Raw genomic sequence first — 26007 nt, forward strand, 5'->3', positions numbered from 1 at the left:
AGTGAAGCGTTAACGACAACGACGGCGGCGGTACAATTTGCATGAGCTATGTCCCCCGCGGCTTGGCCCGCCGGGTCGGCTCGGCATGGGCGGGATCGTCGGGCCAGGGATGGCGCGGATAGCGGCCGCGCAGATCGGTGCGGACCGCGGCATAGGAGCCGCGCCAGAAGCCGGGCAGATCGCGCGTCACCTGCACCGGCCGCTGCGCCGGCGACAGCAGCTCCAGCACCAGCGGCACCGCGCCGCGCGCGATCGAGGGATGGACGTTCAGGCCGAACAGCTCCTGCAGCCGCACCGCGATGGTAGGCCCCTGCTCGGCCTCGTAGTCGATCGCCAGCATGGTGCCGGTCGGCGCCTCGAAATGGGTCGGCGCCTCCCGGTCGAGCCGGGCGCGGAGATCCCAGGGCAGCAGCGCCATCACGGCATCGGAGACGTCGCCGGGCGATATGTCCTTGAGCGCGGTCTTGTCGGCCAGCAGCGGCACCAGCCAGTCCTCGCGCCGCCCGGCGAGGCCCGCATCCGACAGGTCAGGCCAACTGTCGCCTTCCGCCCTGCGCAGGAAGGTGACGCGGTCACGCCACTGCCTGGCGGCCTTCGACCACGGCAGCCGGTCGAGCCCGACCGCGCAGATCCCTTCCGCGAAGATGCGCGCGGTCTCCTCCGACGGCGTCAGCGCGACCGGCGCATCGGCCATGGTGATCGCATGCAGCTTGCGCCGGCGGCGCGCCCGCAACGCCATCGCGCTTTGATCGAAGCTGATCTCGTCCTTGGCTTCGATGTGCCCGGCGAAGTGGCGCTCGATGTCCTCGATCGCCAGCGGCGCCGCCAGCAGGATCCGGCCGTTGGCCGCCGTCCCGGTCAGTTCTGCGACCGCGATATAGGGCACGCGCGCCAGCGACGAGGCTGGGTCGACGGCGGCGCCGCGGCCGTTGGCGAGCACGAAGCTGCCATTGCCGCGATTGCGCGCCACCCGGTCGGGAAAGGCGAAGGCAAGCATCAGGCCGGTGGAGATGTCCGCTTCTCCGGCGCGGGCGGACGCGGACGACACCTGCTGCGCCCACCGCCGCGCCAGGTCGCGGGCACTTTGCGCGCGCGGCGAGCGGTCGCGGCGGAACTGATCGAGCCGCACCTCGAGATCTACGCTGTCGCCGCCCAGCCCGCGCTCGGTCAGGATGGCGGCGATGTCGGCGGCCTGCGCCGCCGCGCCGTGGTCGGCGGCATCGACGATCATCCGCGCCAGCCGCGGCGGCAGCGCCAGCGCCCGCAGCCGCCGGCCCTCGTCGGTCAGCCTGCCATCGGCATCGAGCGCATCGAGCTCGCGCAGCAGGTCCCTCGCCTCCTTCCAAGCCGGTTGCGGCGGCGGATCGAGGAAGCTCAGCGTGGAGGGGTCACTGACACCCCATTGCGCCAGATCGAGGACCAGCGAGGACAGGTCGGCGCTGAGAATTTCCGGCTGCGTATAGGCCGCCAGCGAGGCCGTCTGCGGCTCGTCCCATAACCGGTAGCAGACGCCAGGCTCGGTGCGGCCGGCGCGGCCGCGGCGCTGATCCACGGCGGCGCGCGAAGCCCGCACCGTCTCCAGCCTGGTCAGGCCGATGTCCGGCTCGTAGCGCGGCACCCGGGCGAGGCCGGAATCGACCACGATGCGCACGCCCTCGATGGTCAGCGAGGTCTCGGCAATCGAGGTCGCCAGCACCACCTTGCGCTGCCCCTTCGGGGCGGGCGAGATGGCGCGGTCCTGCACGGCGGAATCGAGCGCGCCGAACAGCGGCACGATCTCGACGCTGGCATCGTGGACGCGCTCGGCCAGCATGGTCTGGGTGCGCCGGATTTCGGCGGCCCCCGGCAGGAACGCCAGCACCGAGCCCGCGTCGGCGCGCAGCGCGGCCGCGATGGTCTCGGCCATCTGGCGCTCGACCGGCGCATCCGGCTTGCGGCCGACATACCGGGTCTCGACCGGATAGGCGCGGCCCTCGCTCTCGACCACCGGGGCATTGCCGAGCAGCGTGGCCACGCGAGCGCCGTCGAGCGTCGCCGACATCACGAGGATGCGGAGATCCTCGCGCAGCCCCTGCTGTGCATCGCGTGCCAAAGCGAGGCCGAGATCGGCATCGAGCGAGCGCTCGTGGAATTCGTCGAACAGCACGGCAGCGACGCCGGTCAGTTCGGGATCATCGAGAATGTGCCGGGTGAAGATGCCCTCGGTGACGACCTCGATGCGGGTCGCGCGCGAGACCTTCGAGCCGAACCGCACGCGGTAGCCGACGGTGTCGCCTACGCGCTCGCCGAGCGACTTCGCCATCCGCTCGGCGCTGGCGCGGGCCGCGATCCGGCGGGGCTCCAGCACGATGATCTTCTTAGTTCCGATCCACGGCGCATCACGCAAGGCCAGCGGCACCCGCGTGGTCTTGCCGGCGCCGGGCGGCGCCACCAGCACGGCGGTGTTGCTGCGTTCGAGCGTGCCCGACAGTTCGTCCAGCACGGCGTCGATGGGTAGCGGTGTGTCGAAGCGGAGGGGCAATAGCAGTAACCCGTCATCACCGGCGAAGGCGGGTGATCCAGTAAGCGCAAATCTCGCGGATCACGAAGATCGGGCGTACTGGATACCCCGCCTGCGCGGGGTATGACAATGCCATGTCAACCGCCCTTCACCGACGGCCTGCCGACGCTCTCGTAGACGAAGCCGTGGGCGGCCATCTCGTCGGGGCGGTAGACATTGCGCAAATCGACGACGACCGGATGCGCCATCACCTCCTTGAGGCGATCGAGATCCATGGCGCGGTACTGCACCCATTCGGTGACCAGCACGATCGCATCGGCGCCGGTCGCGCACTCATAGGGATCGTCGTAGTAGGCGATCTCCGGCAGCTCCTTCTTGGCCTGCTCGATGCCGACGGGATCATGCGCGCGGACCTTGGCGCCCATGTCGAGCAGACCGGTCACCAGCGGGATCGACGGTGCCTCGCGCATGTCGTCGGTCTCCGGCTTGAAGGTGAGGCCGAGCACCGCGACCGTCTTGCCGCGCAGATTGCCGCCGACGGCATGCGCCACCTTGCGCGCCATCGCACGCTTGCGGTTGTCGTTCACCGCCAGCACCGATTCGACGATGCGCAGCTGCGTGTCGTAGTCCTGCGCGATCTTGATCAGCGCACGTGTATCCTTCGGGAAGCACGAGCCGCCGAAGCCCGGACCGGCATGCAGGAACTTGGAGCCGATGCGATTGTCGAGGCCGATGCCGCGCGCCACCTCCTGCACATCGGCGCCGACCTTCTCGGCGAGATCGGCGACCTCGTTGATGAAGGTGATCTTGGTGGCGAGGAACGCGTTGGCGGCGTATTTGATCAGCTCGGCGGTGCGGCGCTCGGTGTACATCATCGGCGCCTGGTTCAGCGACAGCGGGCGATAGATGTCGCCGAGCACCTTGCGGCCGCGCTCGTCAGCGGTGCCGACGACGATGCGATCCGGCCATTTGAAATCGCGGATCGCGGCACCTTCGCGCAGGAATTCCGGATTGGAAGCGACGACGACATCGGCCGATGGGTTGGTCTCGCGGATGATGCGCTCGACCTCGTCGCCGGTGCCGACCGGGACCGTCGATTTGGTCACGACCACGGTGAAGCCGGTGAGCGAGGCCGCGATCTCGCGCGCGGCGGCATAGACGTAGGTGAGGTCGGCGTGTCCGTCGCCGCGCCGCGACGGCGTACCAACCGCGATGAACACGGCGTCGGCCTCCGCGACCGGCTGCTTGAGGTCCGTGGTGAAATCGAGCCGCTTGGCCTTTACGTTGGCCGCGACCAGCGCATCCAGGCCGGGCTCGAAGATCGGGATTTCTCCGCGATGCAGCGCGGCGATCTTGCTCTCGTCCTTGTCCACGCAGGTCACCTGGTGACCGAAATCGGCGAAGCAGGCACCGGACACCAGACCCACATAGCCCGTGCCGATCATCGCAATTCGCATCGAAACCCATCCTTCAAGGTTAATACTTTCGCGTCTTAAACCATTTGCGGTTCAAGGGGAATTTAGAAAACGGCATGACGTTTGGATGACAAGGAGGAGTATTAACGGCTCTGCCCGACAATGCGGCAGCTCCGCGCCAAAGAGGGACAGCATGACCGCGAATGGTACGCCGAAAACGGCCGGAACCGAGACGCGCATCGACTGGGTGGACTACGCCAAGGGTATCTGCATCATCATGGTGGTGATGATGCACTCGGTGCTCGGCGTCGAGCTCGCCGCCGGCGAGACCGGCTTCATGCACGCCGTCGTCGCCTTCGCCAAGCCGTTCCGGATGCCCGACTTCTTCCTGATTTCCGGCCTGTTTCTGCCACTGGTGATCAACCGCGACTGGCGTACCTATCTCGACCGCAAGGTCGTGCATTTCGCCTACTTCTACGTCCTGTGGGTGACCATCCAGTTCGGCTTCAAGGCGCCCGGCTTCGCCGCCGCGTCCGGCTGGCCGCACGCCGGCTATATGTATCTGGAATCCTTCATCGAGCCGTTCGGCACGCTGTGGTTCATCTATCTGCTGCCGATCTTCTTCGTCGTCATCAAACTGACACGGAGGCTGCCGGCGCCGGTGATCTGGGGCATCGCGGCCGGCCTCGAAATGGCGCACATCGTTACCGGCTGGACCGTGATCGACGAATTCTGCGCCCGCTTCGTCTACATCTATTCGGGCTATCTGTTCGCGACCTACATCTTCGCAGTGTCGGACCGGGCCCGCGCGCAGCCCATGCTCGCGATCATCGGCCTGCTCGCCTGGGCTGTCATCAACCAGTCGCTGGTGAACCTCGGCGTCAGCGAGTGGCCGGCTGTCTCCCTCATGCTCGGCTATGCCGGCGCCGTCGCCATCATCATCGCCGGCACGCTGCTGGCGCGCGCGCAGCTCCTCAACGCATTGCGGTTCTGCGGCGAACATTCGATCGTGATCTATCTCGCCTTCTTCCTGCCGATGGCGGCGACGCGTACGGTGCTGCTGAAGACCGGGATCATCACGGACATCGGAACGATCTCGCTGCTCGTCACCATCGCCGGCGTGCTCGGCGCGCTCGCGATCTGGCGCCTCGCGCTGCGTACCGGCGCCCGCTTCCTGTTCGAACGCCCGATCGCGTTCTGGATCGCGCCGCCAAAGCCGAAGGCTGTGTTGCAGCCGGCGGAGTAGCCACATCCATGGTGTCGTCCCGGGCGAAGACCCGGGACCCATAACCGCCGTCCTCCATGTGAGGCACGCTGTGGCTCCAGCATGCCGCCTCATCACCGCCTGGGAGTGTAGGTCCCGGGTCGGCGCCCCGCCAGCGCTTCGCGCCGTCGGGGCTTGCCTGGGACGACAGCGGAGTTTTTGGCGCGAGCACGGCTCGCAGCCGGCGCCGATTTGCGTGGGGAACGCGCCGGATTCTGCCGTTCCGAGGGTGTCAATCCCGGCCAAATTCCCTACATTGCGGCCATGCCCAAAGCTCCCCAGAAAGCCGCCGCCACGCCCGCCGCCCCTGTGCCTGCCGCCGCCAAGAATTTGGCGAAGGGCGCGGCCAAAGGCGATCATGTGTTCCTGGTCGACGGCTCGTCCTACATCTTCCGCGCCTATCACGCGCTGCCGCCGCTCAACCGCAAGTCCGACGGTCTGAATCTCAATGCCGTGCTCGGCTTCTGCAACATGCTGTGGAAGCTGCTGCGCGACATGCCCGAGACCGACCGGCCGACGCATCTGGCGATCGTGTTCGACAAGTCCGAGGTCACGTTCCGTAACAAGATCTATGCCGACTACAAGGCGCACCGGCCGCCGGCGCCCGACGACCTGATCCCGCAATTCGCGCTGATCCGCGAGGCGGTCCGCGCCTTCGACCTGCCGTGCCTGGAGCAGTCGGGCTTCGAGGCCGACGACCTGATCGCGACCTATGCGCGGCTCGCCTGCGAGCGCGGCGCCACCACCACCATCGTGTCCTCCGACAAGGACCTGATGCAGCTCGTCAACGACTGCGTCACGATGTACGACACGATGAAGGACCGACGCATCGGCGTCGCCGAGGTGATCGAGAAGTTCGGCGTGCCGCCGGAGAAGGTGGTCGAGGTGCAGGCGCTGGCCGGCGATTCCACCGACAACGTGCCGGGCGTGCCCGGCATCGGCATCAAGACCGCGGCGCAGTTGATCACCGACTATGGCGACCTCGAAGGCCTGCTGACGCGCGCGGTCGAGATCAAGCAGCCGAAGCGACGCGAGGCTTTGATCGAGAACGCCGAGAAGGCGCGGATCTCGCGCCAACTCGTGCTGCTCGACGACAAGGTCGCGCTCGAGGTGCCGCTGGACGATCTGGCCGTCCACGAGCCCGATCCGCGCAAGCTGATCGCCTTCCTCAAGGCGATGGAGTTCTCGACGCTGACGCGACGCGTCGCGGAGTATTCGCAGATCGATCCGGCGGATGTGACGGCGGATGAGCAGTTGAAAAGTGGCGCAGGCACTGCTCCCTCCGTTCCCTCCCCCCTTGTGGGGGAGGGTCAGGGAGGGGGGCGCTCCACGAGCGGTCCCTCCGGAGCACCCCCCTCCCCAACCCTCCCCCACAAGGGGGGAGGGAGCCCTCGCACCGGAGATCCGCGGATAGACAAGTCCGCAATGAGCAAGGGCACGCCCGCTGGTCTCGCCGAGACCAGGGCGGAGGCGGCCAAGAGCGCGCGGATCGATCGCGACAAGTATCAGACTGTCCGCAGCCTGCCCGAGCTGAACGCCTGGCTGGCGCGCGTGCACGATCTCGGCCGCGTCACGATCGATGTGAAGGCCAGCTCGATCGACCCGATGCAGGCGAGCCTGTGCGGCCTTTCGCTGGCGCTGGCGCCGAACGAGGCCTGCTACATCCCGCTGGCGCATCGCCAGGCCGGCGATGGCGGCGGGTTGTTCGATGCCGGGCTCGCGCCCGACCAGATCAAGGAGAGCGATGCGCTTGCGGCGCTGAAGCCGATCCTCGAAACGGCCGGGCTGCTGAAGATCGGCTACAACATCAAGTTCCTCGCCGTGCTGCTGGCGCAACACGGCATCATCCTTGCGAATGTCGACGACATCCTGCTGATGAGCTACGCGCTCGACGCCGGACGCGGCTCGCACAAGCTCGACTCGCTGGCCGAGCATGTGCTCGCCCACGCGCTGCTCAGCGAGAGCGAGCTGATCGGCAGCGGCCGGAACAAGCTGACCTTCGAGCAGGTCGCAATCGATCGCGCCACCGCGCATTCCGCGGAAGCCGTCGATGTCATCCATCGGGTCTGGCGCGTGCTGAAGCCGCGCCTCACGGCCGAGCGCATGACCGCCGTCTACGAGACCTTGGAGCGGCCGCTGGTCTCCGTGCTCGCACGCATGGAGCGGCGCGGCATCTCGATCGACCGGCAGGTGCTGTCGCGCCTCTCCGGCGACTTTGCCCAGACGGCGGCGCGCGTCGAGGCCGAGCTGCAGGAGCTGGCCGGCGAGCCGATCAATGTCGGCAGCCCCAAGCAGATCGGCGACATCCTGTTCGGCAAGATGGGGCTTTCGGGCGGCACCAAGACCAAGACCGGCGCCTGGTCGACATCCGCATCGATCCTCGATGACCTCGCCGAGCAAGGCAACGATTTCGCGCGCAAGATCCTGGAATGGCGCCAGGTCTCGAAGCTGAAATCGACCTACACCGATGCGCTGCCGACCTATGTCAATCCGCAGACGCATCGCGTGCACACCACCTATGCCCTGGCGGCGACCACGACGGGACGGCTGTCGTCGAACGAGCCGAACCTGCAGAACATCCCGGTCCGGACCGAGGACGGTCGCAAGATCCGCCGCGCCTTCATCGCCGCACCCGGCCACAAGCTGGTGTCGGCCGACTACTCGCAGATCGAGCTGCGGCTGCTGGCGGAGATCGCCGACATTCCCGTGCTGAAGCAGGCGTTCAAGGACGGGCTCGACATCCACGCGATGACGGCCTCGGAAATGTTCGGCGTGCCGATCAAGGACATGCCGAGCGAAGTCCGCCGCCGGGCCAAGGCGATCAATTTCGGCATCATCTACGGCATCTCCGCCTTCGGCCTCGCCAACCAGCTCGGCATCGCCCGCGAGGAGGCTTCGGCCTACATCAAGCGCTATTTCGAGCGCTTCCCCGGCATCCGCGACTATATGGACGAGACCCGCGAGTTCTGCCGCAAGAACGGCTATGTCGTCACGCTGTTCGGCCGCAAGTGCCATTACCCGGAGATCAAGGCGTCGAACGCCTCGGTCCGCGCCTTCAACGAGCGCGCCGCGATCAACGCGCGGCTGCAGGGCACGGCTGCGGACATCATCCGCCGCGCCATGACGCGGGTGGAAGAGGCGCTGGCGCAAAAGAAGCTGTCGGCTCAGATGCTGCTGCAGGTGCATGACGAATTGATCTTCGAGGTCCCGGACGACGAGGTCGCGGCAACTCTGCCGGTCGTGCAGCACGTCATGCAGGACGCGCCGTTCCCGGCCGTGCTGCTGTCGGTCCCGCTGCACGTCGACGCACGCGCGGCTGATAATTGGGACGAGGCGCATTGAGCTGATAACACGGCGCCCTCCTGCATCATCGACGGTTGGTGGAGGCCTCGCTGTATCGCCGCCCCCTTCTGTCGTCCCGGCCTTGAGCCGGGATCCATACCCCCAGGGAATGGTTTGAGGCGCACTGGTCATTGGCCCTTTGCCCGACACGACCGCCGCGGCGTATGGGTCCCGGATCGGCGCCGTGCCGCGCTGGCGCGCGTCACGGCTTGTCCGGGACGACAGCGGGGCGAGAAGACGCATTCACGTTTCAAACAACTGACGACAGAATAAGGACAAGGCTTTGCATTCTCGCGGCACATCGTGCCCGAGGCTTGCGAGCAGTCGGCCCTTTTGCAACGGCGCAAAGGGCGCAGGGAAGGCCGGGCCCCGACTGAGGCCCGTGGCCCGCCTGCGAAAAAAATGCAGGCGGCAGGTACCACAGGTTCAGCCGGACAGACCCGGCCCTCCCTGCGCGATGGGTTGAACGTCTGCTCCGCGCTCTCCCCGGGGACCGGCTTGTTTGCCCCCGTCACCAGCGCGACACGTGATGTCACGCAGGCTTGGCGCCAGCTTCGGGGCGCCAGGACCACACGGCTTGAACGTCCGCGAGCTGCCAATCGTCCAGCGCATCAGCACCTGACAGGCCCGCGGCCACCGCTCCCCGCCTCTACGTATCGTGACGACGCGTACGCCCCTCTGCATGAGGACGGGATGCACGGATCAAACCATGGTTTCGGAAAAATAGCAACAAGAAAGTTTTGGGGCGAGAACGTTGCTTGATGCGGCGGCGACGCCGGCCCCCAACCGAGGTCACTCGGCCCCCGCGGCGATTTTACCTGTCGTTAGGCACGATGAGATCGCGCCTGGTCATCCGGACGACCGGTAACACGGCGTGCAGCGTGCCCTGGCAGAGTTGGAGGGGCACCGCGTGCGCGTGATCGCGTGACGGCATCGACCAACCCTACGCCACGACTGCGCCGATGGCGCCGAACACCCTGGCCTCGACAGGCTCCCATGACCGCGATCTCATCCGCAGCCCACCCCGAGATGCGCGACCGGCGCGCGCTGCTGATCGTGCTGGCCGCGCTCGTGCTCTACAATGGCGCCTATCTCGTCAGCTGGGCGCTGTCCTCGCCGCAGCCGGCGTTCGGTGACTTCTTCGGCCTGTGGTCGTTCGGCAAGTATGCCGCGCTGTCTGGCGCCGGCATCTACGATCCTGTCGCGCTCGCGCGCTACCAGCAGACGCTGGATCCCGCCCTCGGCGGCGGCGGATTTCCCTATCCTTACCCGCCGACCTTCCTGCTGGCGTTGATCCCACTGGGGATGCTGGCGCTGCCTGTCGCCTATGTCTCTTGGATCTCGGTGACGTTCGCGCTGCATGGCCTGGCGACGCTCGGCCGCGACTGGCGCTCGCTGTCGGGCCTTGCGCTGCTCGCCGCGCCGACGACGCTGATCAACGCGATCACCGGCCAGAACGGTTTTCTCTCGGCGGCCTTGCTGATCGGCGGACTGCGCCTGCTCGCGCGCCATCCCGTCATTGCCGGCGTCCTGCTCGGCCTGCTCGCCTACAAGCCGCAATTCGTGCTGTTGATGCCGGTCGTGCTGCTGGCGTCGCGCAACTGGCGCGCCATCCTGTCGGCCATCGCCACCACCGTGATCGTCGCGGTCGTTACCAGCGCTGCGCTCGATCCGTGGATCTGGCTCGAATGGATCGTGAAGTTTCCGAGCTATCAGGCGCAATTGCAGGCCAACCAGCCCAGCCTCGATCACATGATGCCGACGGTCATCGCCGGCCTGCACACGCTCGGCGCGCCGCCGCCGATCGGCTACCTGGTTCAGCTGCTGTTGTCCTGCTCCATCGTCGTGATGGTCTGGGATGCGTGGCGACGCGGCTCAACGCAGCAGGCGATCGCGCTGGTCGCGGTCGGCAGCATCATCGCCACGCCCTATGCGATGATCTATGACATGCCGATGGTGGCGGCGGGGATCGCGATCCACTGGAAGGCGCGGAGCGACGCCGGAGAGCCGATCGCGCCGCTGGAGATCGGCGTGGTGATCGCGCTGGGCGCCTGCCTGCTCGCCATGATCGGGCACTCCGTGCCGCTGGTAGCGGCCATTCTGCTGGTGCTGCTGGCGTTGAGCATCGCCGGTGTGTTCGACCGCTCCGGCAGACGGCTGCCGGCGCTGAACGCCGCGCCGCCGCCGGCGGGCTGATTGCTCTCGGTGCAATCGATCGGATGACGATGCGTGATCGTCCGCGCTAAAGCAGGCGGCAGAGATCCCGATCATCGAGCCAGTCATGCCGCACACATCGTCCCTGCTCGCCTTCGCGCTCGTCTCGCTCGGCATGGTGCTGACGCCCGGGCCGAACATGATCTATCTGATCTCGCGCTCGATCACGCAGGGCCACGCCGCCGGCCTGATCTCGCTCGGCGGCGTCGCCACAGGCTTTCTGGCCTACATGCTGGCCGCGGCGTTCGGCATCACGGCGCTGCTGTTTGCCGTGCCGTTCGCCTATGACGCGCTGCGCCTCGCCGGCGCGGCCTACCTGCTTTATCTGGCCTGGCAGGCGGTGAAGCCGGGCGGACGCTCGCCATTCCAGGTGAGGAAGCTCGCCATCGACAGCCCGCGTCGGCTGTTCCTGATGGGGCTCGCCACCAACCTGCTGAACCCGAAGATCGCGATGCTGTATCTGGCGCTGCTGCCGCAGTTCATCGATCCCGCTGTCGGCAGCGTGCTGACGCAGTCGGTGGTGCTGGGCGCGATCCAGATCGTGATCAGCGTCAGCGTCAACGCCATGATCGCCATGGCGGCGGGATCGATCGCGCTGTTCCTGGCGACACGGCCGAGCTGGGCGCTGGTACAGCGCTATCTGATGGGCACGGTGCTCGCGGGACTTGCGGTGCGGATGGCGCTGGAGGCGCGGCGCGGGTGATTTCCATCGGCTCCTCCGTCCTGTCCGCCGAAGCTCCCTTTAGCGACGGGGGATGTGGAGGAGGCCGGCTCACGCGCCGGCATGCGACGGGGCGGGCATGTTCGCGCTAGAGCGATACCGCCCGCGTGGCTCCCCCTCCCCGGCCCTCCCCCGCAAGCGGGAGAGGGAGCGCACCGCCGGCGCGGAAGACAGCATCGCCCCCCAGCGACAGAGCAGCGGCCATCAATCCAGCTTCGCCTCCATGCCGCGCTTCACGGCGGGGCGGGCCATCAGGGTATCGTACCAGCGCTTGACGTGGGGGAAGTCGGCCAGATCGACCTTGTGGCGCGGGTGGCGCCAGGCCCAGCCGAGAATGGCGAAGTCGGCGATCGAGAGCGCGCCTGCGACGAACTCGTGCTGCGCCAGCCGGCGGTCGAGCACGCCATAGAGCCGGACCGTCTCGGCCATGTAGCGCTTGAGGCCGTAGGCGCGGTCCTGTTCGTCGGTCAACGCGATGAAATGGTGCACCTGGCCGGGCATCGGGCCGAAACCGCCCATCTGCCACATCAGCCATTCATAGACCGGGATCCGCTCGGCGACGGATCTCGGCAGGAACTGGCCGGTCTTCTCGGCCAGATAGAGCAGGATGGCGCCGGACTCGAACACGCTGACCGGCTTGCCATCCGGGCCGTCGGGATCGACGATCGCCGGGATCTTGTTGTTGGGGCTGATCGCCAGGAACTCCGGCGCCATCTGGGCGCCCTTGGTGATGTCGACCGGAATGACGCGGTAGGGCAGCGCCATCTCCTCCAGCGCGACCGAGATTTTGCGCCCGTTCGGGGTGTTCCAGGTGTACAGCTCGATCGTCATACGGGCATCCTTCCCAATCGTCCTTGCTTGGTCGCGGGCTCCCATTAGCTCGAAACTGCATCCGGCTTCAAACGTAGCGTTGTTGATGGGACATCGTGGCGGCTGGTCTCCGCCGCCCGCCCCCGATAGATTGCGCCACCCAAGAATCCACCCTCAGGGGAAACGCCGTGTCCAAATCCGCCTCCCGCGCCCGCCTCCTCGAGATCATCCGCAGGCGCTCGTTCGGCCGTGGCGAGATCACGCTGGCCTCCGGCCGCAAGAGCGACTTCTATTTCAACCTGAAGCCGACCATGATGGACCCGGAGGGCGCCACGTTGCTCGCCGAGCTCACCTATGAGGCGCTGAAGGACGAAGGCTTCGATTATATCGGCGGCCTGGAGATGGGCGCGGTGCCGCTGGCCGGCGCCATCGCCCAGATCTCCTGGATCAAGGGCCATCCGATCGCGGCCTTCTTCGTGCGCAAGAAGCCGAAGGAGCACGGCGCCAGGCTGGCGATCGAGGGCCTCGCCCGGGACGAGACCCTGGCGGGCAAACGCATCGTCGTGGTCGAGGACGTCACCACCACCGGCGGCTCGGCGATGAAGGCGGTGGAAACCCTGCGCGAGGCCGGCGCCGAGGTGGCGCTGGTGTTCACCATGGTCGATCGCGAGGAAGGCGCCGCCGAGACCTTCGCCCAGGCCGGCCTGCCGTTCCAGGCGCTCTACAAGGCGCGCGAATTCCTCTGAGGCGCCTGGCGCGCGGCGCAATTCGCCGTCCGCGCATACCGCTCATTTACCAACGCCCGTTAAGGTTACCGCAAAGCTGATGACGCCGTGCCTTGGGCATGGCGCGTTCGATCGCACATGATCGGGCGACGCGGGTTGCCGCGTCACGGCGTGGCTTTGCGGTGAAGATCCTGGCGATGGAGCGGGCGTTGCGTAGCGTGTTGTCGTTTCGGCGGAGGTCCCGCCACGTCGCTGTCGCGGCGACGGTCGGCCTCGTCGCCGCCGGCGCGCTGGCGCCGCGGATGGCGTCGGCCCAGGGCCTGTTCGACTTCCTGTTCGGCGGCTTCAACAAGCCGCAATCGCAGCGGCCAGCGCAGGGCAGCTCCTTCGATCCGTTCGGCACCAACCCGCAGGCCGCCCCGCAGCCGCGCGTGGCGTCTGGATCAGGCGCGGCGTTCTGCGTGCGCACCTGCGACGGCCGCTATTTTCCGCTGACGCGCGGCCTCGCCTCGCCGGCGCAGATGTGCCAGGCGTTCTGCCCGGCGAGCCCGACTAGGATCTATTACGGCTCCAACATCGACTACGCGACCGCCAGCAATGGCGAGCGCTATGCCGACAGCGAGACCGCGTTCGCCTATCGGCAGGCGCTGCGCGCCGACTGCACCTGCAACGGCCGCGATCCGGCCGGGCTGGCGCCGGTCGACCTGTCGCTCGACACCTCGCTGCGTCCCGGCGACGTGGTCGCCACCAGCGACGGCCTCGTCGCCTATTCGGGCACGCGCGGCAGCGGCGGCCAGCCGGCCGACTTCAAGCCGGTCGCCTCCTATCCCGGGCTGACCTCGGACACGCGGGCCAAGCTGAGCGAGATGAAGGTGGCGCCGGTGCGCGCCGAGATGCTGGCGGCCGATGCGCTCGCCGCCATGCCGCCGCCCGAGGCCAATGCCGGCAATGTCAGCGTCGCGCCGCCGATGGCAATCGCGCCGAAGCCGGCCACGGGCCGCGCCAAACGCGCGGATGTGGATTGAATTTTAGTCCTCGTCATTGCGAGCGCAGCGCAGCAATCCAGAGTCTCGCACTCCACCCTGGATGCTTCCGCCTTCGCCCTGCGGGCTTCGGCGGACACGTCGCTGCGCTCGCAATGACGGAACGCTGACCTAGCGTCCCACGATCACGCCGATGACGTTCGGCGCTTCCAGGTACTTTTCCTCGATCGCCGCCCGCGCGGCGGCGCGGTTGTCCGGCGTCAGCAGGCCGCGCTTCTCCGCGAGGATCATCCAGCAGAAGCCCCACCAGTCCGACAGCATGCCTTCGTCGTCGACCAGGTCGTAGCCTTGCTCGGCGGCAAAGATGCGCGCCCGCGCCTCGTCCAGGCCATCGAGGAAGGTGTGGTCGGTGGCCGAGAACAGGTCGTCGGAAATGTCGTCGGTGGTGTAGCCCCAGACCGACATGCACACAGCATTGAACGCGCGGTCGATCTGGTCGTCGTCGACGGCCCGCCGCCGCGCGGTCTTGTGCAGCCGCGTCAGACTGCGCGCGAAGTCGGCAATGCGGGTCAGGGCCAGAGGATCGAAGGCGATATTGGACATGGGTGTCCTCGCGGGATGCACTGATGCCGGGGGATGGCGGATCGAATCGCTGTAGGGATAACGATCGCTTGCTAAATTGTTCTTAATTTGTTCTGCCCTGTTTGTCCATCCCCTTCGACGGACGCCCGGGCTGTTGCAGTCCATCAACCGGCGAGTGCGAGGCGCCCGGACAAACATTCTGGACCGCGGCTGCGCAGGTGCAGCAGGCAACATCCGCGTTCCGATGTCGGAACCCGGCCTGAACTTTGCATCATTTTCCATCACCTTGCTGTGCGGACCAGCCTTTCCCCGGGTTTCGGACCGCGCGCAACCATCGTATGCTTTTACCGGTTCCTCGTAGCATCACAGGTTTCCAAGGTGACAGATCAGCCGTCCCAGCGCAGCTTCGTAAGCACCGGCCAGCCCGTCGACGAATTGGCGGTCGCTGAGATCAAGAGCGACATCCTGGCCAAGCTTCGCCTCGCCATCGGCAAGGAGGCGAGCCAGGCGACGCAACAGGACTGGTATCACGCCGCGGCGCTGACCTTGCGCGACCGCATCGTGCATCGCTGGCTGACCGCGGACAAGGAGAGCTACGATGCCGGGCGCAAGCGGGTCTATTATCTCAGCCTCGAATTCCTGATCGGCCGTCTGTTCACCGACGCGCTCAACAACATGGGCCTGATGAAGGTGTTCGAGACCGCGCTCGGCGATCTCGGCGTCGGCCTGATGGATCTGCGCAAATGCGAGCCGGATGCCGCGCTCGGCAATGGCGGCCTGGGACGACTGGCGGCCTGCTTCATGGAGAGCATGTCGACGTTGCAGATCCCGGCGATCGGCTACGGCATCCGCTATGATTTCGGCCTGTTCCGCCAGGTCATCGTCGACGGCTGGCAGCACGAATATCCCGACGTCTGGCTGTCGTTCGGCAATCCCTGGGAGTTCCAGCGCCCCGAGGTGGTCTATCACGTCCATTTCGGCGGCGGCGTCGAGCATGTCGACGACAAGGGCCGCGACCGCGCGATCTGGCATCCCGGCGAAACCGTGCAGGCGGTCGCCTATGACACGCCGATCGTCGGCTGGCGCGGCCAGCATGTGAATGCGCTCAGGCTGTGGTCGGCGCGCTCGCCCGACCCGCTGAAGCTCGACGTGTTCAACTCCGGCGACTATCTCGGCGCCTCCGCCGAAGAGGCGCGCGCCGAGGCGATCTGCAAGTTCCTGTATCCGAACGACGAGAGCCCGGCGGGCCGCGAGCTGCGGCTGCGCCAGGAATACTTTTTCGTCTCGGCCTCGCTGCAGGACCTCGTCAAGCGCCATCTCGGCTCCGACGGCCAGCTGCGCAGCCTGGCGCAGAAGGCCGCGGTGCAGCTCAACGACACGCATCCTTCGCTCGCGGTCGCCGAGCTGATGCGGATCCTAGTCGACCTGCACAATTTCCGCTGGGACGAGGCGTGGAAGATCACCATCGCGACCTTGTCCTACACCAACCACACGCTGCTGCCGGAGGCGCTCGAGACCTGGCCGGTCGAGCTGTTCGAGCGCCTCTTGCCGCGGCATCTCGAGATCATCTACCGCATCAATGCGCAGCATCTCGCGCTCGCCGAGCAGCGCGCACCGGGTGACATCGACTACCGCGCCTCGGTGTCCCTGATCGACGAGAAGAGCGGCCGCCGCGTGCGCATGGGCCAGCTCGCCTTCGTCGGCTCGCACCGCATCAACGGCGTCTCGGCGATGCATTCCGACCTGATGAAGGAGACCGTGTTCCACGATCTCAATCATCTCTATCCCGGCCGCATCACCAACAAGACCAACGGCATCACCTTCCGCCGCTGGCTGACCCTGGCCAATCCCAAGCTGACGAACCTGTTGTGCGAGGCCTGCGGCGACGCCGTCGTCGACGATCCGACCTTGCTCTCGAGCCTCGAGAGCTACGTCGCCGACGCCGGCTTCCACCAGAAGTTCCGCAGCGTGAAGCACCACAACAAGGTGCTGCTGGCGCGCCTGATCGGCGAGCGCATGAACGTGCGCCTCGATCCGGGCGCGCTGTTCGACGTGCAGATCAAGCGCATTCACGAATACAAGCGCCAGCTCCTGAACATCCTGGAAGCGGTCGCCCTGTACCAGGACATGAAAGATGATCCGCAGCGCGACTGGGTTCCGCGGGTGAAGATCTTCGCCGGCAAGGCCGCGGCGAGCTACCGCTACGCCAAGCTGATCATCAAGCTGATCAACGACGTCGCCGAGGTCGTCAACAACGATCCCGCGATCGGCGGCAAGCTGAAGGTCGTGTTCATGGCGGACTACAATGTCAGCCTGGCCGAAGCGATCATTCCCGCGGCGGATCTCTCCGAGCAGATCTCGACCGCCGGCATGGAGGCCTCCGGCACCGGCAACATGAAGCTGGCGCTGAACGGCGCGCTTACCATCGGCACGCTGGACGGCGCCAATATCGAGATCCGTGACAATGTCGGCGCCGACAACATCGCGATCTTCGGCATGGAGGCCGACGAGGTCATGCTCCGCCGCAAGCAGGGGCTGGACGCGACCGACGTGATCCACCGGTCACCGCGGCTGGCGCGCGCGATCGATGCGATCGCGACCGGCGCGTTCTCGCCGGACGAGCCCGGCCGGTTCGAGCCCATCGCACATGCGCTGCGCCATCTCGACCACTACATGGTCTCGGCCGATTTCGATTCCTACTACGAGGCCCAGCGCGGCATCGATGCACGCTGGCAGACCGTGCCGGCCTGGACCCGCGCCTCGATCCTCAACGTCGCGCGCATGGCGTGGTTCTCCTCCGACCGCACCATTCGCGAATATGCCGACGACATCTGGAACGTGCCGGTCGGCCCGGTGATGGCACCGGTGCACGCGCAGCGGGCGTGACGGGCCCTTCCCCTCGCCTTCAGCAATGACCCATGACGTCATTGCAGAGGCGTTCCATTGCGTTTCACCTGACGGCCATCATACGATGACCGTCGGGAGAAATGCATGACCGAACCGCCAGTTCACCTGTTCGACGAGGCCACCCGCGTCACCGCCGGCGACAGCCGCTGGCAGGGAAGGACCAGCCCGGATTACTGGGCTTTCGTCGGCCCGTTTGGCGGCGTCACGGCGGCGACCGTGCTGCGCGCCTTGATCCAGCATCCGCAAATCGCCGGCGATCCGCTGGCGCTGACGGTCAACTACTGCGCGCCGATCGCGGAAGGGCCGTTCGATCTCGACGTCCGGCTGGTGAAGGCCAACCGCTCCTCGCAGCATTGGTGCGTCGAGCTGAGCCAGGGCGATGCCGACGCGGCCACGCTGGCGACCGCTGTCTTCGCCGAGCGCCGGCCATCGTGGTCGCACCAGCCGGCCGTCAAGCCCGACGCGCCGCCGTTCGATCAGGTCAGGCGCTATCCTGATGCGGGAATGTCCTGGACCAAGCAGTACGACTTCCGCTTCGTGGAGGGACGGCCGGAGTTCGGCAACCGTTCAGACGAACCGCGCAGCGCCTATTCGCGGCTGTGGATCTCCGACCGCAAGCCGCGCAAGCTGGATTGCCTGTCGCTGCTGTCGATGTCGGACGCCTTCTTCGGCCGCGCGTTCCATGTCCGTGGCGAGTTGATTCCGTTCGGCACGGTGTCGCTGACCACCTACTTCCACGTCAGCCGCGAGGAACTGGCCGCCGAGGACATCACGCATGTGCTCGCGACCGCAGACGCCAAGGTGTTCAACCGCAGCTACCAGGACCAGCATGGCGAGCTGTGGTCGCCGTCCGGCCGGCTGCTCGCGACGACGACGCAGATCGCGTATTTCAAGGCGTGAGCCTGGACGCCGGCAAAATGAACGGTGTCGTCCCGGCCTTGAGCCGGGACCCATAACCACCGTCGGCAATTTGGCGAAGGCTGGAGCGGCCAGCATGCCGCATCACACCGCCCTGTGGTTATGGGTCCCGGCGTTCGCCGGGACGACAGCGGTGGATGGGGCTTGAGTTCGCCCCTCTCGTGCATCAGCAGAGGGAGCGGGAAAATAGTAAGAGCCAGCCGCAATGCGGCTGGCCCATTTGCGTTTGCAGCCCTACTCCGCAGCCAGCTTCAGATCCGGCGCCGCAGCGCGGACGTCGGCGTCAACCTGGGCTTCGAACTTGGCAAAATTCTTCTGGAACATGCCGACCAGCGCGCGCGCGGTCTTGTCGAACTCGGCCTTGTCCTTCCAGGTGTTGACCGGGTCGAGAATCTCGCTCGGCACGCCCGGCAGCGCGGTCGGCACCGCGAAGCCGAAATATTTGTCGGTGCGGAACTCGACGTTGCGCAAGGAGCCGTCGAGTGCCGCCGTCAGCAGCGCACGCGTCACCTTGATGGGCATGCGCGAGCCCGTGCCGTACTTGCCGCCGGTCCAGCCGGTGTTGACCAGCCAGCAGTCGACATTGTGCTCGGCGATCAGCTGCCGCAGCATGTTGCCGTAGACCGACGGATCGAGCGGCAGGAACGGCGAGCCGAAGCAGGTCGAGAACTCCGGCTGCGGCTCGTTGCCGAGGCCGCGCTCGGTGCCGGCGACCTTGGCGGTGTAGCCGGACAGGAAGTGGTACATCGCCTGCGCCGGCGACAGCTTTGCGATCGGCGGCAGCACGCCGAAGGCGTCGGCGGCGAGCATCACGACGTTCTTCGGATGCGGCGCACGGCCCGTGCGCGAAGCGTTCGGAATGAAGTCGAGCGGATAGGCGGAGCGGGTGTTCTCGGTCTTGGAGCCGTCGTCGAAATCGGGGACGCGGTTGTCCTCGTCGAGCACCACGTTCTCGAGCACGGCGCCGAAACGGGTCGACGCCGCGAAGATCTGCGGCTCGGCTTCCTTCGACAGCTTGATGCACTTGGCGTAGCAGCCGCCCTCGAAGTTGAACACGCCGGACGGGCCCCAGCCGTGCTCGTCGTCGCCGATCAGGGTGCGGTTCGGATCGGCCGACAGCGTGGTCTTGCCGGTGCCGGACAGGCCGAAGAAGATCGCGGTGTCGCCCTTCGGCCCAACATTGGCCGAGCAGTGCATCGGCATCACGCCGCGCGCGGGCAGATAGTAGTTGAGCGTCGTGAACACGCTCTTCTTCATCTCGCCGGCATAATAAGACCCGCCGATCAGGACGATCTTGCGGGCGAAATCGATCGCGACGACGTTCTGCGAGCGCACGCCGTGACGTTTCGGGTCGGCGCGGAAGCTCGGCATGTCGATGATCGTGAGCTCCGGCACGAAGGTGTCGAGCTCGATCTTTTCGGGGCGGATCAGAAGCGTGCGGATGAAAAGCGAGTGCCAGGCGAGCTCGGTGAAAACGCGCGTCTTGATGCGGAAGGTGGGGTCGGCGCCGCCATAGAGATCCTGCGCGAACAGGGTCTTGCCTTCGGCGTGCTTGATGAAATCCTGATGCAGCGCCTCGAACTGCTCGGGCGTGATCGCCTGGTTGCCCGCCCACCACATCTTTTCGGTGGAGGCGTCGCGCACCGTGAACTTGTCCTTCGGGCTGCGACCGGTGAACTCGCCAGTATCCGCGCAAAGCGCCCCGTCGGCCGACAGCACCGCCTCGCCCGCCGCCAGCGAATACTGATAGAGCTGGGGAGCGCCGAGATTCCAGTGCACCTGCTTGAGGTTCTTTAAGCCGAACTTGTCGGCACCGAAGGCGCCGTTGCGAATACCCGTCTCTTGCACGAAGATCCCTCCTGAGAGCCCGCGTCCGTTGCGCGCAGTCGCGCGCGTTGCGCGGTGACCGTTGCCGTTACATCGCCTTATCGAAGCGCGGTCGCCGACCTAATACTGATCAACGCTGGTCTTGCCAAGACGATCCGGCCCAATTGGTTATTGGCAATTCGTGATGCACGTAGCTCATCTTTTGCCGCGCCATGCACATTCCAGCAGCAGCCACCCGCGCTGCGCTCAGATGCTGCAACGCAACAGATATATCAGCGCGGTTGGGTTTCACAAGGAACGATGAACGACGCTCGAATCGACGGATTCGCGCAGGCAAACGAAGACCAAGCGACGACCGGGCATCCGGCAGCGGCTGTCGCAGCGCCTCGCGGAAACCGATCAAGGGAGGCCGCCCGAGCCGACGGAATGTGCCGGTGATCGGCCGTGTCGTCGCCACACCCGATCAGCCAGCTTCCCTTCACGATGGCCTCGCGCCTGCGGGATCACATCGTCCGATTCTCCCGGCCGCGACGTCAACGAGCTCACTCGCGCCCACGCCACGAAGTTTGCGCGACGCTCACCCTCTGCAGGACATGGAGCGCGCACATCGAGATTCACCACAAGCTGCCTTCATGCGTGAACTTCGCCGTCTTCCGTCACGGGAGATGAGCACAGTCATCAAAGTGGGATCGAACTACACCTCACTTCGCGCGGGCCTCGTCAGCAAGCCGCACCAGCATCTTGCGCAACGCCCCGGGCGTGGTCACGCGCTCGGGAAACTCGAGCCGCAGCGTCCTGCCGTCGGCCATCAGATCCAATCCCTCCGGGTCACAGCCGCTACACCGCCACTCCGCTGCTTCGGCGCCGAGCAGCTTCGTCGCGTAGAGGGCGAGCGCCTCGCGGTGATCTTCGTTCATGTGATCGACGGCGCCCTGCTCTGCCAGAATCAGTTCGTCAGCAACGGATATATCCGTGAGAAACTGCTCCGGCTTGAGATCGACGATGCGGCCGAATCCAGCAACGAGATGCGCGCCTGACGGACGAATCACGAAGAACGAGAAGTCGGCGAAATCAGCATAGTCCGCAGCGGACGGATGCGCATTGAGATACCGACGGCGCAGCATCTCGCGATTGTCGTCAGTGGCCTGCTCGGCCTTGCCCGACAGCATGATGCGGGATCCTTCGAGCGGATCGCCCGGCGCGCGTTCATCGAGCATCAGCGACACGCGCGAATCGGCCAGTACATTCCTTGTGTGCACAGCTAATCGCGAAATCAGGATGATCGGAGCACCATCGGACGCGGTGGCGACGTTGACGAGGGAGCAATAGGGATCGCCAGAACCAACCATCAAGGTCGCAAGGGCGCCCTGCCGGCTTCGGCGCAGCAGGGAATGCGTGACGCGGTTAGGGTTAAAGCTCGCAGACATCGTCTTTCCCTCGTCCATCCAGTTGCAATGAAGGCCTTTTTTCGGCTAAACGGGCCACAAACCTGGGCACGGCACAAGACTTTGCCATGGTATTTGTGGAACTCGGTCACACTTCAGCCCAGCTTGCATTGCTCGTTGACCATGTTCGAAGCCCAAATACGCGGCCCTTATCTTGATTCTCGAAGTCTCGGCGTAACCAGACTCTGAAAGCAGGCTCATGCCCACAATCGCCTTGGTCGATGACGACCGCAACATTCTGACATCCGTCTCCATCGCGCTCGAGGCCGAGGGTTATCGGATCATGACCTATACCGATGGTGCGTCGGCGCTCGACGGTTTTCGGACCAGCCAGCCTGATCTCGCCATCCTCGACATCAAGATGCCGCGCATGGACGGCATGGAGACCCTGCGGCGGCTGCGCCAGAAGTCCGACCTGCCGGTGATCTTCCTCACCTCGAAGGACGAGGAGATCGACGAGCTGTTCGGCCTGAAGATGGGCGCGGACGACTTCATCCGCAAACCGTTCTCGCAGCGCCTGCTGGTGGAGCGCGTCAAGGCCGTGCTGCGCCGCTCGCAGCCGAAGGATCCGACGGCGCTGCCGAAGGAGAACGACGCCAAGGCGCTCGATCGCGGCCTGCTGCGCATGGACCCGGAGCGTCACACCTGCACCTGGAAGAACGAGCCGGTTACGCTGACCGTCACCGAGTTCCTGATCCTGCAGGCGCTGGCGCAGCGTCCGGGCGTGGTCAAGAGCCGCAATGCGCTGATGGACGCGGCCTATGACGACCAGGTCTATGTCGACGACCGCACCATCGACAGCCACATCAAGCGGCTGCGCAAGAAGTTCAAGATGGTCGACGAGGAGTTCGAGATGATCGAGACCCTCTACGGCGTCGGCTATCGCTTCAAGGAAACCTGAAGCCAAGGCCTGAAGCAGGGACCTGAAGCATTGCCTTGCGCGACGTCATGCGAAATTGCGCGCTGACGTCGCGGTCTCGATTGGATAGGCTACGCCTCCTGCGCGTTTATCCGGGCGCAGATGCCGGAACGGGGCCATTGTTGCGGCGAATTCGGGTGCGGCAAGTCGAGTTCTCACGGGAATTCGCCGCACAACCCCTACGAAATTCGGAATCGGAGCACTCACATTGCTCGATCGCACGCAGCTTGACCCAGCAGTGAATGGCCACGACGCCGCGGCGACGATCGCGTCCGACGCGGCGGAGGAGACCCCGAGGGTCTCCGGCTGGCAGCGTCCGCTGAGCTGGCTGCGCCGCGCCGGACAGTTCCTGTTCGCGCTGTCGTTCTCGAGCCTCACCCGCCGCATCGTCTCGCTGAACATCGCCGGCTTACTCGCACTGGTTGCAAGCATTCTGTATCTGTCGCAGTTCCGCGCCGGCCTGATCGACGCGCGCGCGCAGAGTCTGCTGGTGCAGGCCGAGATCATCGCCGGCGCCATCGCCGCCTCGGCAACCGTGCAGACCAACACCATCACCATCGACCCCGAGCGCCTGCTCGATCTCAAGCCGGGCGAGAGCTACGGCGCGCCGGACGAATATTCGCCGCTCGATTTCCCGATCAATCCGGAACGCGTCGCGCCGGTGCTGCGCACGCTGATCTCGCCGACCAAGACGCGCGCGCGCATCTACGATCCGAATGGCGGGCTGCTGCTCGACAGCCGCAATCTGGAGAACGTGCTGCGGTTCGACCTGCCGCCGCCGTCGAGCGAGAAGCCCGGCTTCGTCGAGCGCGCGCTGATCTCGGTGCGCACCTGGCTCAACCGCGGCGACCTGCCGCTGTACCGCGAATACGGCCCCGAGAACGGCAACGGCTACGAGGAAGTCGCCGACGCGCTGAAGGGCCAGAAGCGCAGCATGGTCAGGGTCAACTCGCGCGGCGAAGTGATCGTCTCGGTCGCGGTGTCGGTGCAGCGCTCGCGCACCATCCACGGCGCCCTGATGCTGTCGACGCAGGGCGACGACATCGACCAGATGGTCACCGCCGAGCGGCTTGCCATTCTGAAGGTCGGCGGCGTTGCCTCCGCGGTGATGATCGTGCTGTCGCTCTTGCTCGCCAGCACCATCGCAGGTCCGGTGCGCCGGCTCGCCGACAGCGCCGAGCGCGTCCGCCGCCGCATCAAGACCCGCGTCGAGATCCCCGACTTCACCCGCCGCCGCGACGAGATCGGCCATCTCTCCGGCGCGCTGCGCGACATGACGGACGCGCTCTACAACCGCATCGAGGCGATCGAGATGTTCGCCGCCGACGTCGCCCACGAGCTCAAGAACCCGCTGACCTCGCTGCGCTCGGCGGTCGAGACCCTGCCGCTGGCGCGCAACGACAACAGCCGCGCCCGCCTGCTGGCCGTGATCGAGCACGACGTGAAGCGGCTCGACCGGCTGATCTCCGACATTTCCGACGCCAGCCGGCTCGATGCCGAGCTGCAGCGCCAGGACATGACCCTGGTCGATCTGCGCCGCCTGCTGAACACGCTGACCTCGGTCGCCAACGAGACCAAGCTCGGCACCGACGTCACCGTCGAGGTCCGCTTCGAGGGCCGCGGCGCCAACGACACCTTCTCGGTGCCCGGTCATGATTCGCGGCTCGGCCAGGTGATCTCCAACCTTCTGTCGAATGCGCAATCGTTCTCCGCCGCCGGCGGCAAGGTGCGCATCACCTGCCGGCGCGTGCGCTCGGAGATCGAGATCACCGTCGATGATGACGGTCCCGGCATTCGCGAGGACGCCCTACAGCGCATCTTCGAGCGGTTCTATACGGACCGGCCGCACCAGGGCTTCGGCCAGAATTCCGGCCTGGGCTTGTCGATCTCCAAGCAGATCATCGACGCTCATGGCGGGCGGATCTGGGCCGAGAACCGGCCCGGCCCTGTCGACGCCGACGGACATCCGACCTCGGCCGGGGCTCGCTTCATCGTCCGGCTGCCGGCGTCGTGACGAACGAAACGGCGAGCATCCATGCATCTGCCGTCCAGGTGGGGGAGCAGGCCGTCCTGATCCGGGGTCCCTCCGGTTCCGGCAAATCCCGACTCGCCTTCGATCTGATCCTCGCCGGACGCGCGGGACAGCTGCCGCCAACGGTTCTGGTGGGCGACGACCGTGTTCATCTCGCCACACGCCGCGGGGAAATGTGGGTGAGCCCCGCGCCCGCCCTGGCCGGGCTGATCGAGATCCGCGGCCTTGGAATCCGCGCCTGCGACCATGTGTCGGAGGCGAAACTTGGGCTTGTGGTTGACCTGATGGCTGAGGACGCTGCCCGCCTGCCGAACGCCGAATCGCTTCGGATTCATCTCAACGGTATCGAATTGCCACGGATACCCGTGGGGCCGGGTTTTTCACCCTTCCCGATGGTTGTGGCGGCACTTATTACCACCCAGACTTTCATGTTCCGGTAATCTTTCGGCCGATTGTGTGGAGCAAATTGGTAACCATATCAGCCCCACTATCGCGACCGATTAGACCGCCGCCAGCTCCCATTCTGTATGCCAGAATCCGGGAGACTCGCGAATATGCCCTCTTGCGCGAGGGCTCCGGATGGTCAAAGTGGCGCGTTCGTGCGGTGCACCCAAGGCGCCCGCGAGGAGTATCCGATGATTGGCCTGGTACTGGTGACCCATGGGCGCCTCGCCGACGAGTTCAGGGCGGCGCTGGAACACGTCATGGGTCCTCAAAAACAAATCGAAGCGGTCACGATTGGCGCCGACGATGATTCCGATCTCTGTCGCAGCGACATCATCGAAGCCGTGAACCGCGTCGACACCGGCGACGGTGTCGCCATTCTCACCGACATGTTCGGCGGCACGCCGTCGAACCTCGCCATCTCCTGCATGAGCCGGCCCAAGGTCGAGGTGCTCGCGGGCATCAACCTGCCCATGCTGGTGAAGCTCGCCAAGGTGCGCGAGGAACGCTCGCTGCCCGACGCCATCGCCATGGCGCAGGAGGCGGGCCGCAAATACGTCACCATCGCCAGCCGCGTGCTCGCCGGCAAATGAGCGACGAGGATGCTCCGCAGGACAACGTCGCCGGCCCGGCCGTCCCTGCCGGAGCCCTCTCGCGAGAGCTGCTGATCACCAACAAGCGCGGCCTGCATGCGCGGGCCTCGGCGAAATTCGTGCAGATGGTCGAGAAGTTCCAGGCCGAGGTCTGGGTGACGCGCGGCGGCGAGACCGTCGGCGGGCGCTCGATCATGGGCCTGATGATGCTGGCGGCGGCGCCGGGAACCAAGATCCTGGTCTCCGCCACCGGCCCCGAGGCCGACGCCGCGCTGCAGGCGATCACCGACTTGGTGAACGACAAGTTCCACGAAGAAGGCGTGTGACCACCTAGGATCGTCATTCCGGGGCGCGCGAAGCACGAAC

The 26007-nt window shown here is 66.2% G+C and carries 19 protein-coding genes; 13 read left to right on the forward strand and 6 right to left on the reverse strand.

The features are described 5' to 3' along the window. Nucleotides 1–46: 46 nt before the first annotated feature. The gene (hrpB, locus tag QX128_RS29945; RefSeq protein WP_316239322.1) at nt 47–2521 is read right to left on the reverse strand and encodes an ATP-dependent helicase HrpB; all 2475 of its coding nucleotides are present in this window, start codon (nt 2519–2521) and stop codon (nt 47–49) included. A gap of 116 nt (nt 2522–2637) precedes the next feature. Further along, nucleotides 2638–3957, reverse strand: coding sequence for a UDP-glucose/GDP-mannose dehydrogenase family protein (locus QX128_RS29950; RefSeq protein ID WP_316239323.1), 1320 nt, complete (start codon nt 3955–3957; stop codon nt 2638–2640). Nucleotides 3958–4108: 151 nt separating this feature from the next. On the opposite strand from QX128_RS29950, the gene QX128_RS29955 reads away from it, so the two are divergent. The 4 genes from QX128_RS29955 (at nt 4109) to QX128_RS29970 (ending at nt 11438) form a co-directional block, all read left to right on the forward strand. After that, on the forward strand, nt 4109–5161 hold the full coding sequence (locus tag QX128_RS29955; RefSeq protein ID WP_315800491.1) for an acyltransferase family protein: 1053 nt from the start codon (nt 4109–4111) through the stop codon (nt 5159–5161). Nucleotides 5162–5443: 282 nt separating this feature from the next. Beyond that, nucleotides 5444–8521, forward strand: a complete 3078-nt coding sequence (polA, locus tag QX128_RS29960) for a DNA polymerase I (protein WP_316239324.1) — start codon at nt 5444–5446, stop codon at nt 8519–8521. Between the two features lie 996 nt (nt 8522–9517). Then, the gene (locus QX128_RS29965) at nt 9518–10717 is read left to right on the forward strand and encodes a glycosyltransferase family 87 protein (protein ID WP_316239325.1); all 1200 of its coding nucleotides are present in this window, start codon (nt 9518–9520) and stop codon (nt 10715–10717) included. A gap of 85 nt (nt 10718–10802) precedes the next feature. Continuing rightward, the gene (locus tag QX128_RS29970; protein WP_315800494.1) at nt 10803–11438 is read left to right on the forward strand and encodes a LysE family translocator; all 636 of its coding nucleotides are present in this window, start codon (nt 10803–10805) and stop codon (nt 11436–11438) included. Nucleotides 11439–11660: 222 nt separating this feature from the next. Here QX128_RS29970 and QX128_RS29975 read toward each other — a convergent pair whose 3' ends face one another. Continuing rightward, a complete protein-coding gene (locus QX128_RS29975) occupies nt 11661–12287 on the reverse strand; it encodes a glutathione S-transferase family protein (RefSeq protein WP_316183114.1) in 627 nt (208 codons plus the stop codon). Between the two features lie 167 nt (nt 12288–12454). Between QX128_RS29975 and pyrE the strand changes: the two genes are divergently transcribed. Further along, entirely contained in the window at nt 12455–13012 is a 558-nt protein-coding gene (pyrE, locus tag QX128_RS29980; protein ID WP_315800496.1) for an orotate phosphoribosyltransferase, read from the forward strand. 188 nt (nt 13013–13200) lie between these two features. Next, nucleotides 13201–14016, forward strand: coding sequence for a DUF2865 domain-containing protein (locus QX128_RS29985; RefSeq protein WP_315800900.1), 816 nt, complete (start codon nt 13201–13203; stop codon nt 14014–14016). Between the two features lie 129 nt (nt 14017–14145). Here QX128_RS29985 and QX128_RS29990 read toward each other — a convergent pair whose 3' ends face one another. After that, nucleotides 14146–14577 (reverse strand): hypothetical protein, encoded by a 432-nt coding sequence (locus QX128_RS29990; RefSeq protein ID WP_315800497.1) that lies wholly within the window; start codon nt 14575–14577, stop codon nt 14146–14148. 357 nt (nt 14578–14934) lie between these two features. Here QX128_RS29990 and QX128_RS29995 point away from each other — a divergent pair, with 357 nt between their 5' ends. Next, nucleotides 14935–17442: a glycogen/starch/alpha-glucan phosphorylase gene (locus tag QX128_RS29995; protein ID WP_315800499.1), complete on the forward strand. Its 2508-nt coding sequence runs from the start codon at nt 14935–14937 to the stop codon at nt 17440–17442. Between the two features lie 105 nt (nt 17443–17547). Beyond that, the gene (locus tag QX128_RS30000; RefSeq protein WP_316216770.1) at nt 17548–18363 is read left to right on the forward strand and encodes a thioesterase family protein; all 816 of its coding nucleotides are present in this window, start codon (nt 17548–17550) and stop codon (nt 18361–18363) included. A gap of 252 nt (nt 18364–18615) precedes the next feature. On the opposite strand, the gene QX128_RS30005 is transcribed toward QX128_RS30000, so the two are convergent. Together QX128_RS30005 and QX128_RS30010 are read right to left on the reverse strand one after the other, a co-directional pair. Beyond that, entirely contained in the window at nt 18616–20229 is a 1614-nt protein-coding gene (locus tag QX128_RS30005; RefSeq protein ID WP_315800501.1) for a phosphoenolpyruvate carboxykinase, read from the reverse strand. 680 nt (nt 20230–20909) lie between these two features. Next, nucleotides 20910–21635: a HugZ family protein gene (locus tag QX128_RS30010; protein WP_316239326.1), complete on the reverse strand. Its 726-nt coding sequence runs from the start codon at nt 21633–21635 to the stop codon at nt 20910–20912. Nucleotides 21636–21852: 217 nt separating this feature from the next. On the opposite strand from QX128_RS30010, the gene QX128_RS30015 reads away from it, so the two are divergent. The 5 genes from QX128_RS30015 to QX128_RS30035 all read left to right on the forward strand — a co-directional run bounded on the left by QX128_RS30015 (nt 21853) and on the right by QX128_RS30035 (nt 25967). Further along, a complete protein-coding gene (locus QX128_RS30015) occupies nt 21853–22554 on the forward strand; it encodes a response regulator transcription factor (protein ID WP_006611449.1) in 702 nt (233 codons plus the stop codon). A gap of 226 nt (nt 22555–22780) precedes the next feature. Next, a complete protein-coding gene (locus tag QX128_RS30020; protein WP_315800503.1) occupies nt 22781–24586 on the forward strand; it encodes a sensor histidine kinase in 1806 nt (601 codons plus the stop codon). After that, nucleotides 24583–25044, forward strand: a complete 462-nt coding sequence (locus QX128_RS30025) for an HPr kinase/phosphatase C-terminal domain-containing protein (protein WP_316183118.1) — start codon at nt 24583–24585, stop codon at nt 25042–25044. Before QX128_RS30020 ends, QX128_RS30025 begins: the two co-directional genes overlap by 4 nt. Before the next feature lie 195 nt (nt 25045–25239). Then, nucleotides 25240–25641, forward strand: coding sequence for a PTS sugar transporter subunit IIA (locus QX128_RS30030; protein ID WP_006611446.1), 402 nt, complete (start codon nt 25240–25242; stop codon nt 25639–25641). Continuing rightward, entirely contained in the window at nt 25638–25967 is a 330-nt protein-coding gene (locus QX128_RS30035) for an HPr family phosphocarrier protein (RefSeq protein ID WP_315800505.1), read from the forward strand. Before QX128_RS30030 ends, QX128_RS30035 begins: the two co-directional genes overlap by 4 nt. The last annotated feature ends 40 nt before the right edge of the window (nt 25968–26007 follow it).

Origin of the sequence: Bradyrhizobium sp. SZCCHNR1015, from assembly GCF_032489875.1 — a bacterium.
GTDB lineage: Bacteria > Pseudomonadota > Alphaproteobacteria > Rhizobiales > Xanthobacteraceae > Bradyrhizobium.

What these genes read in the sequence shown, in the direction of transcription:
- QX128_RS29975 (WP_316183114.1), bottom strand. Translation starts at nt 12,287, where the DNA reads ATGACGATCGAGCTGTACACCTGGAACACCCCGAACGGGCGCAAAATC.
- QX128_RS29965 (WP_316239325.1), top strand. Translation starts at nt 9,518, where the DNA reads ATGACCGCGATCTCATCCGCAGCCCACCCCGAGATGCGCGACCGGCGC.
- QX128_RS29990 (WP_315800497.1), bottom strand. Translation starts at nt 14,577, where the DNA reads ATGTCCAATATCGCCTTCGATCCTCTGGCCCTGACCCGCATTGCCGAC.
- QX128_RS30015 (WP_006611449.1), top strand. Translation starts at nt 21,853, where the DNA reads ATGCCCACAATCGCCTTGGTCGATGACGACCGCAACATTCTGACATCC.
- QX128_RS29970 (WP_315800494.1), top strand. Translation starts at nt 10,803, where the DNA reads ATGCCGCACACATCGTCCCTGCTCGCCTTCGCGCTCGTCTCGCTCGGC.
- QX128_RS30035 (WP_315800505.1), top strand. Translation starts at nt 25,638, where the DNA reads ATGAGCGACGAGGATGCTCCGCAGGACAACGTCGCCGGCCCGGCCGTC.
- QX128_RS30010 (WP_316239326.1), bottom strand. Translation starts at nt 21,635, where the DNA reads ATGTCTGCGAGCTTTAACCCTAACCGCGTCACGCATTCCCTGCTGCGC.
- QX128_RS30000 (WP_316216770.1), top strand. Translation starts at nt 17,548, where the DNA reads ATGACCGAACCGCCAGTTCACCTGTTCGACGAGGCCACCCGCGTCACC.
- QX128_RS29955 (WP_315800491.1), top strand. Translation starts at nt 4,109, where the DNA reads ATGACCGCGAATGGTACGCCGAAAACGGCCGGAACCGAGACGCGCATC.
- QX128_RS29950 (WP_316239323.1), bottom strand. Translation starts at nt 3,957, where the DNA reads ATGCGAATTGCGATGATCGGCACGGGCTATGTGGGTCTGGTGTCCGGT.
- polA (WP_316239324.1), top strand. Translation starts at nt 5,444, where the DNA reads ATGCCCAAAGCTCCCCAGAAAGCCGCCGCCACGCCCGCCGCCCCTGTG.
- QX128_RS30030 (WP_006611446.1), top strand. Translation starts at nt 25,240, where the DNA reads ATGATTGGCCTGGTACTGGTGACCCATGGGCGCCTCGCCGACGAGTTC.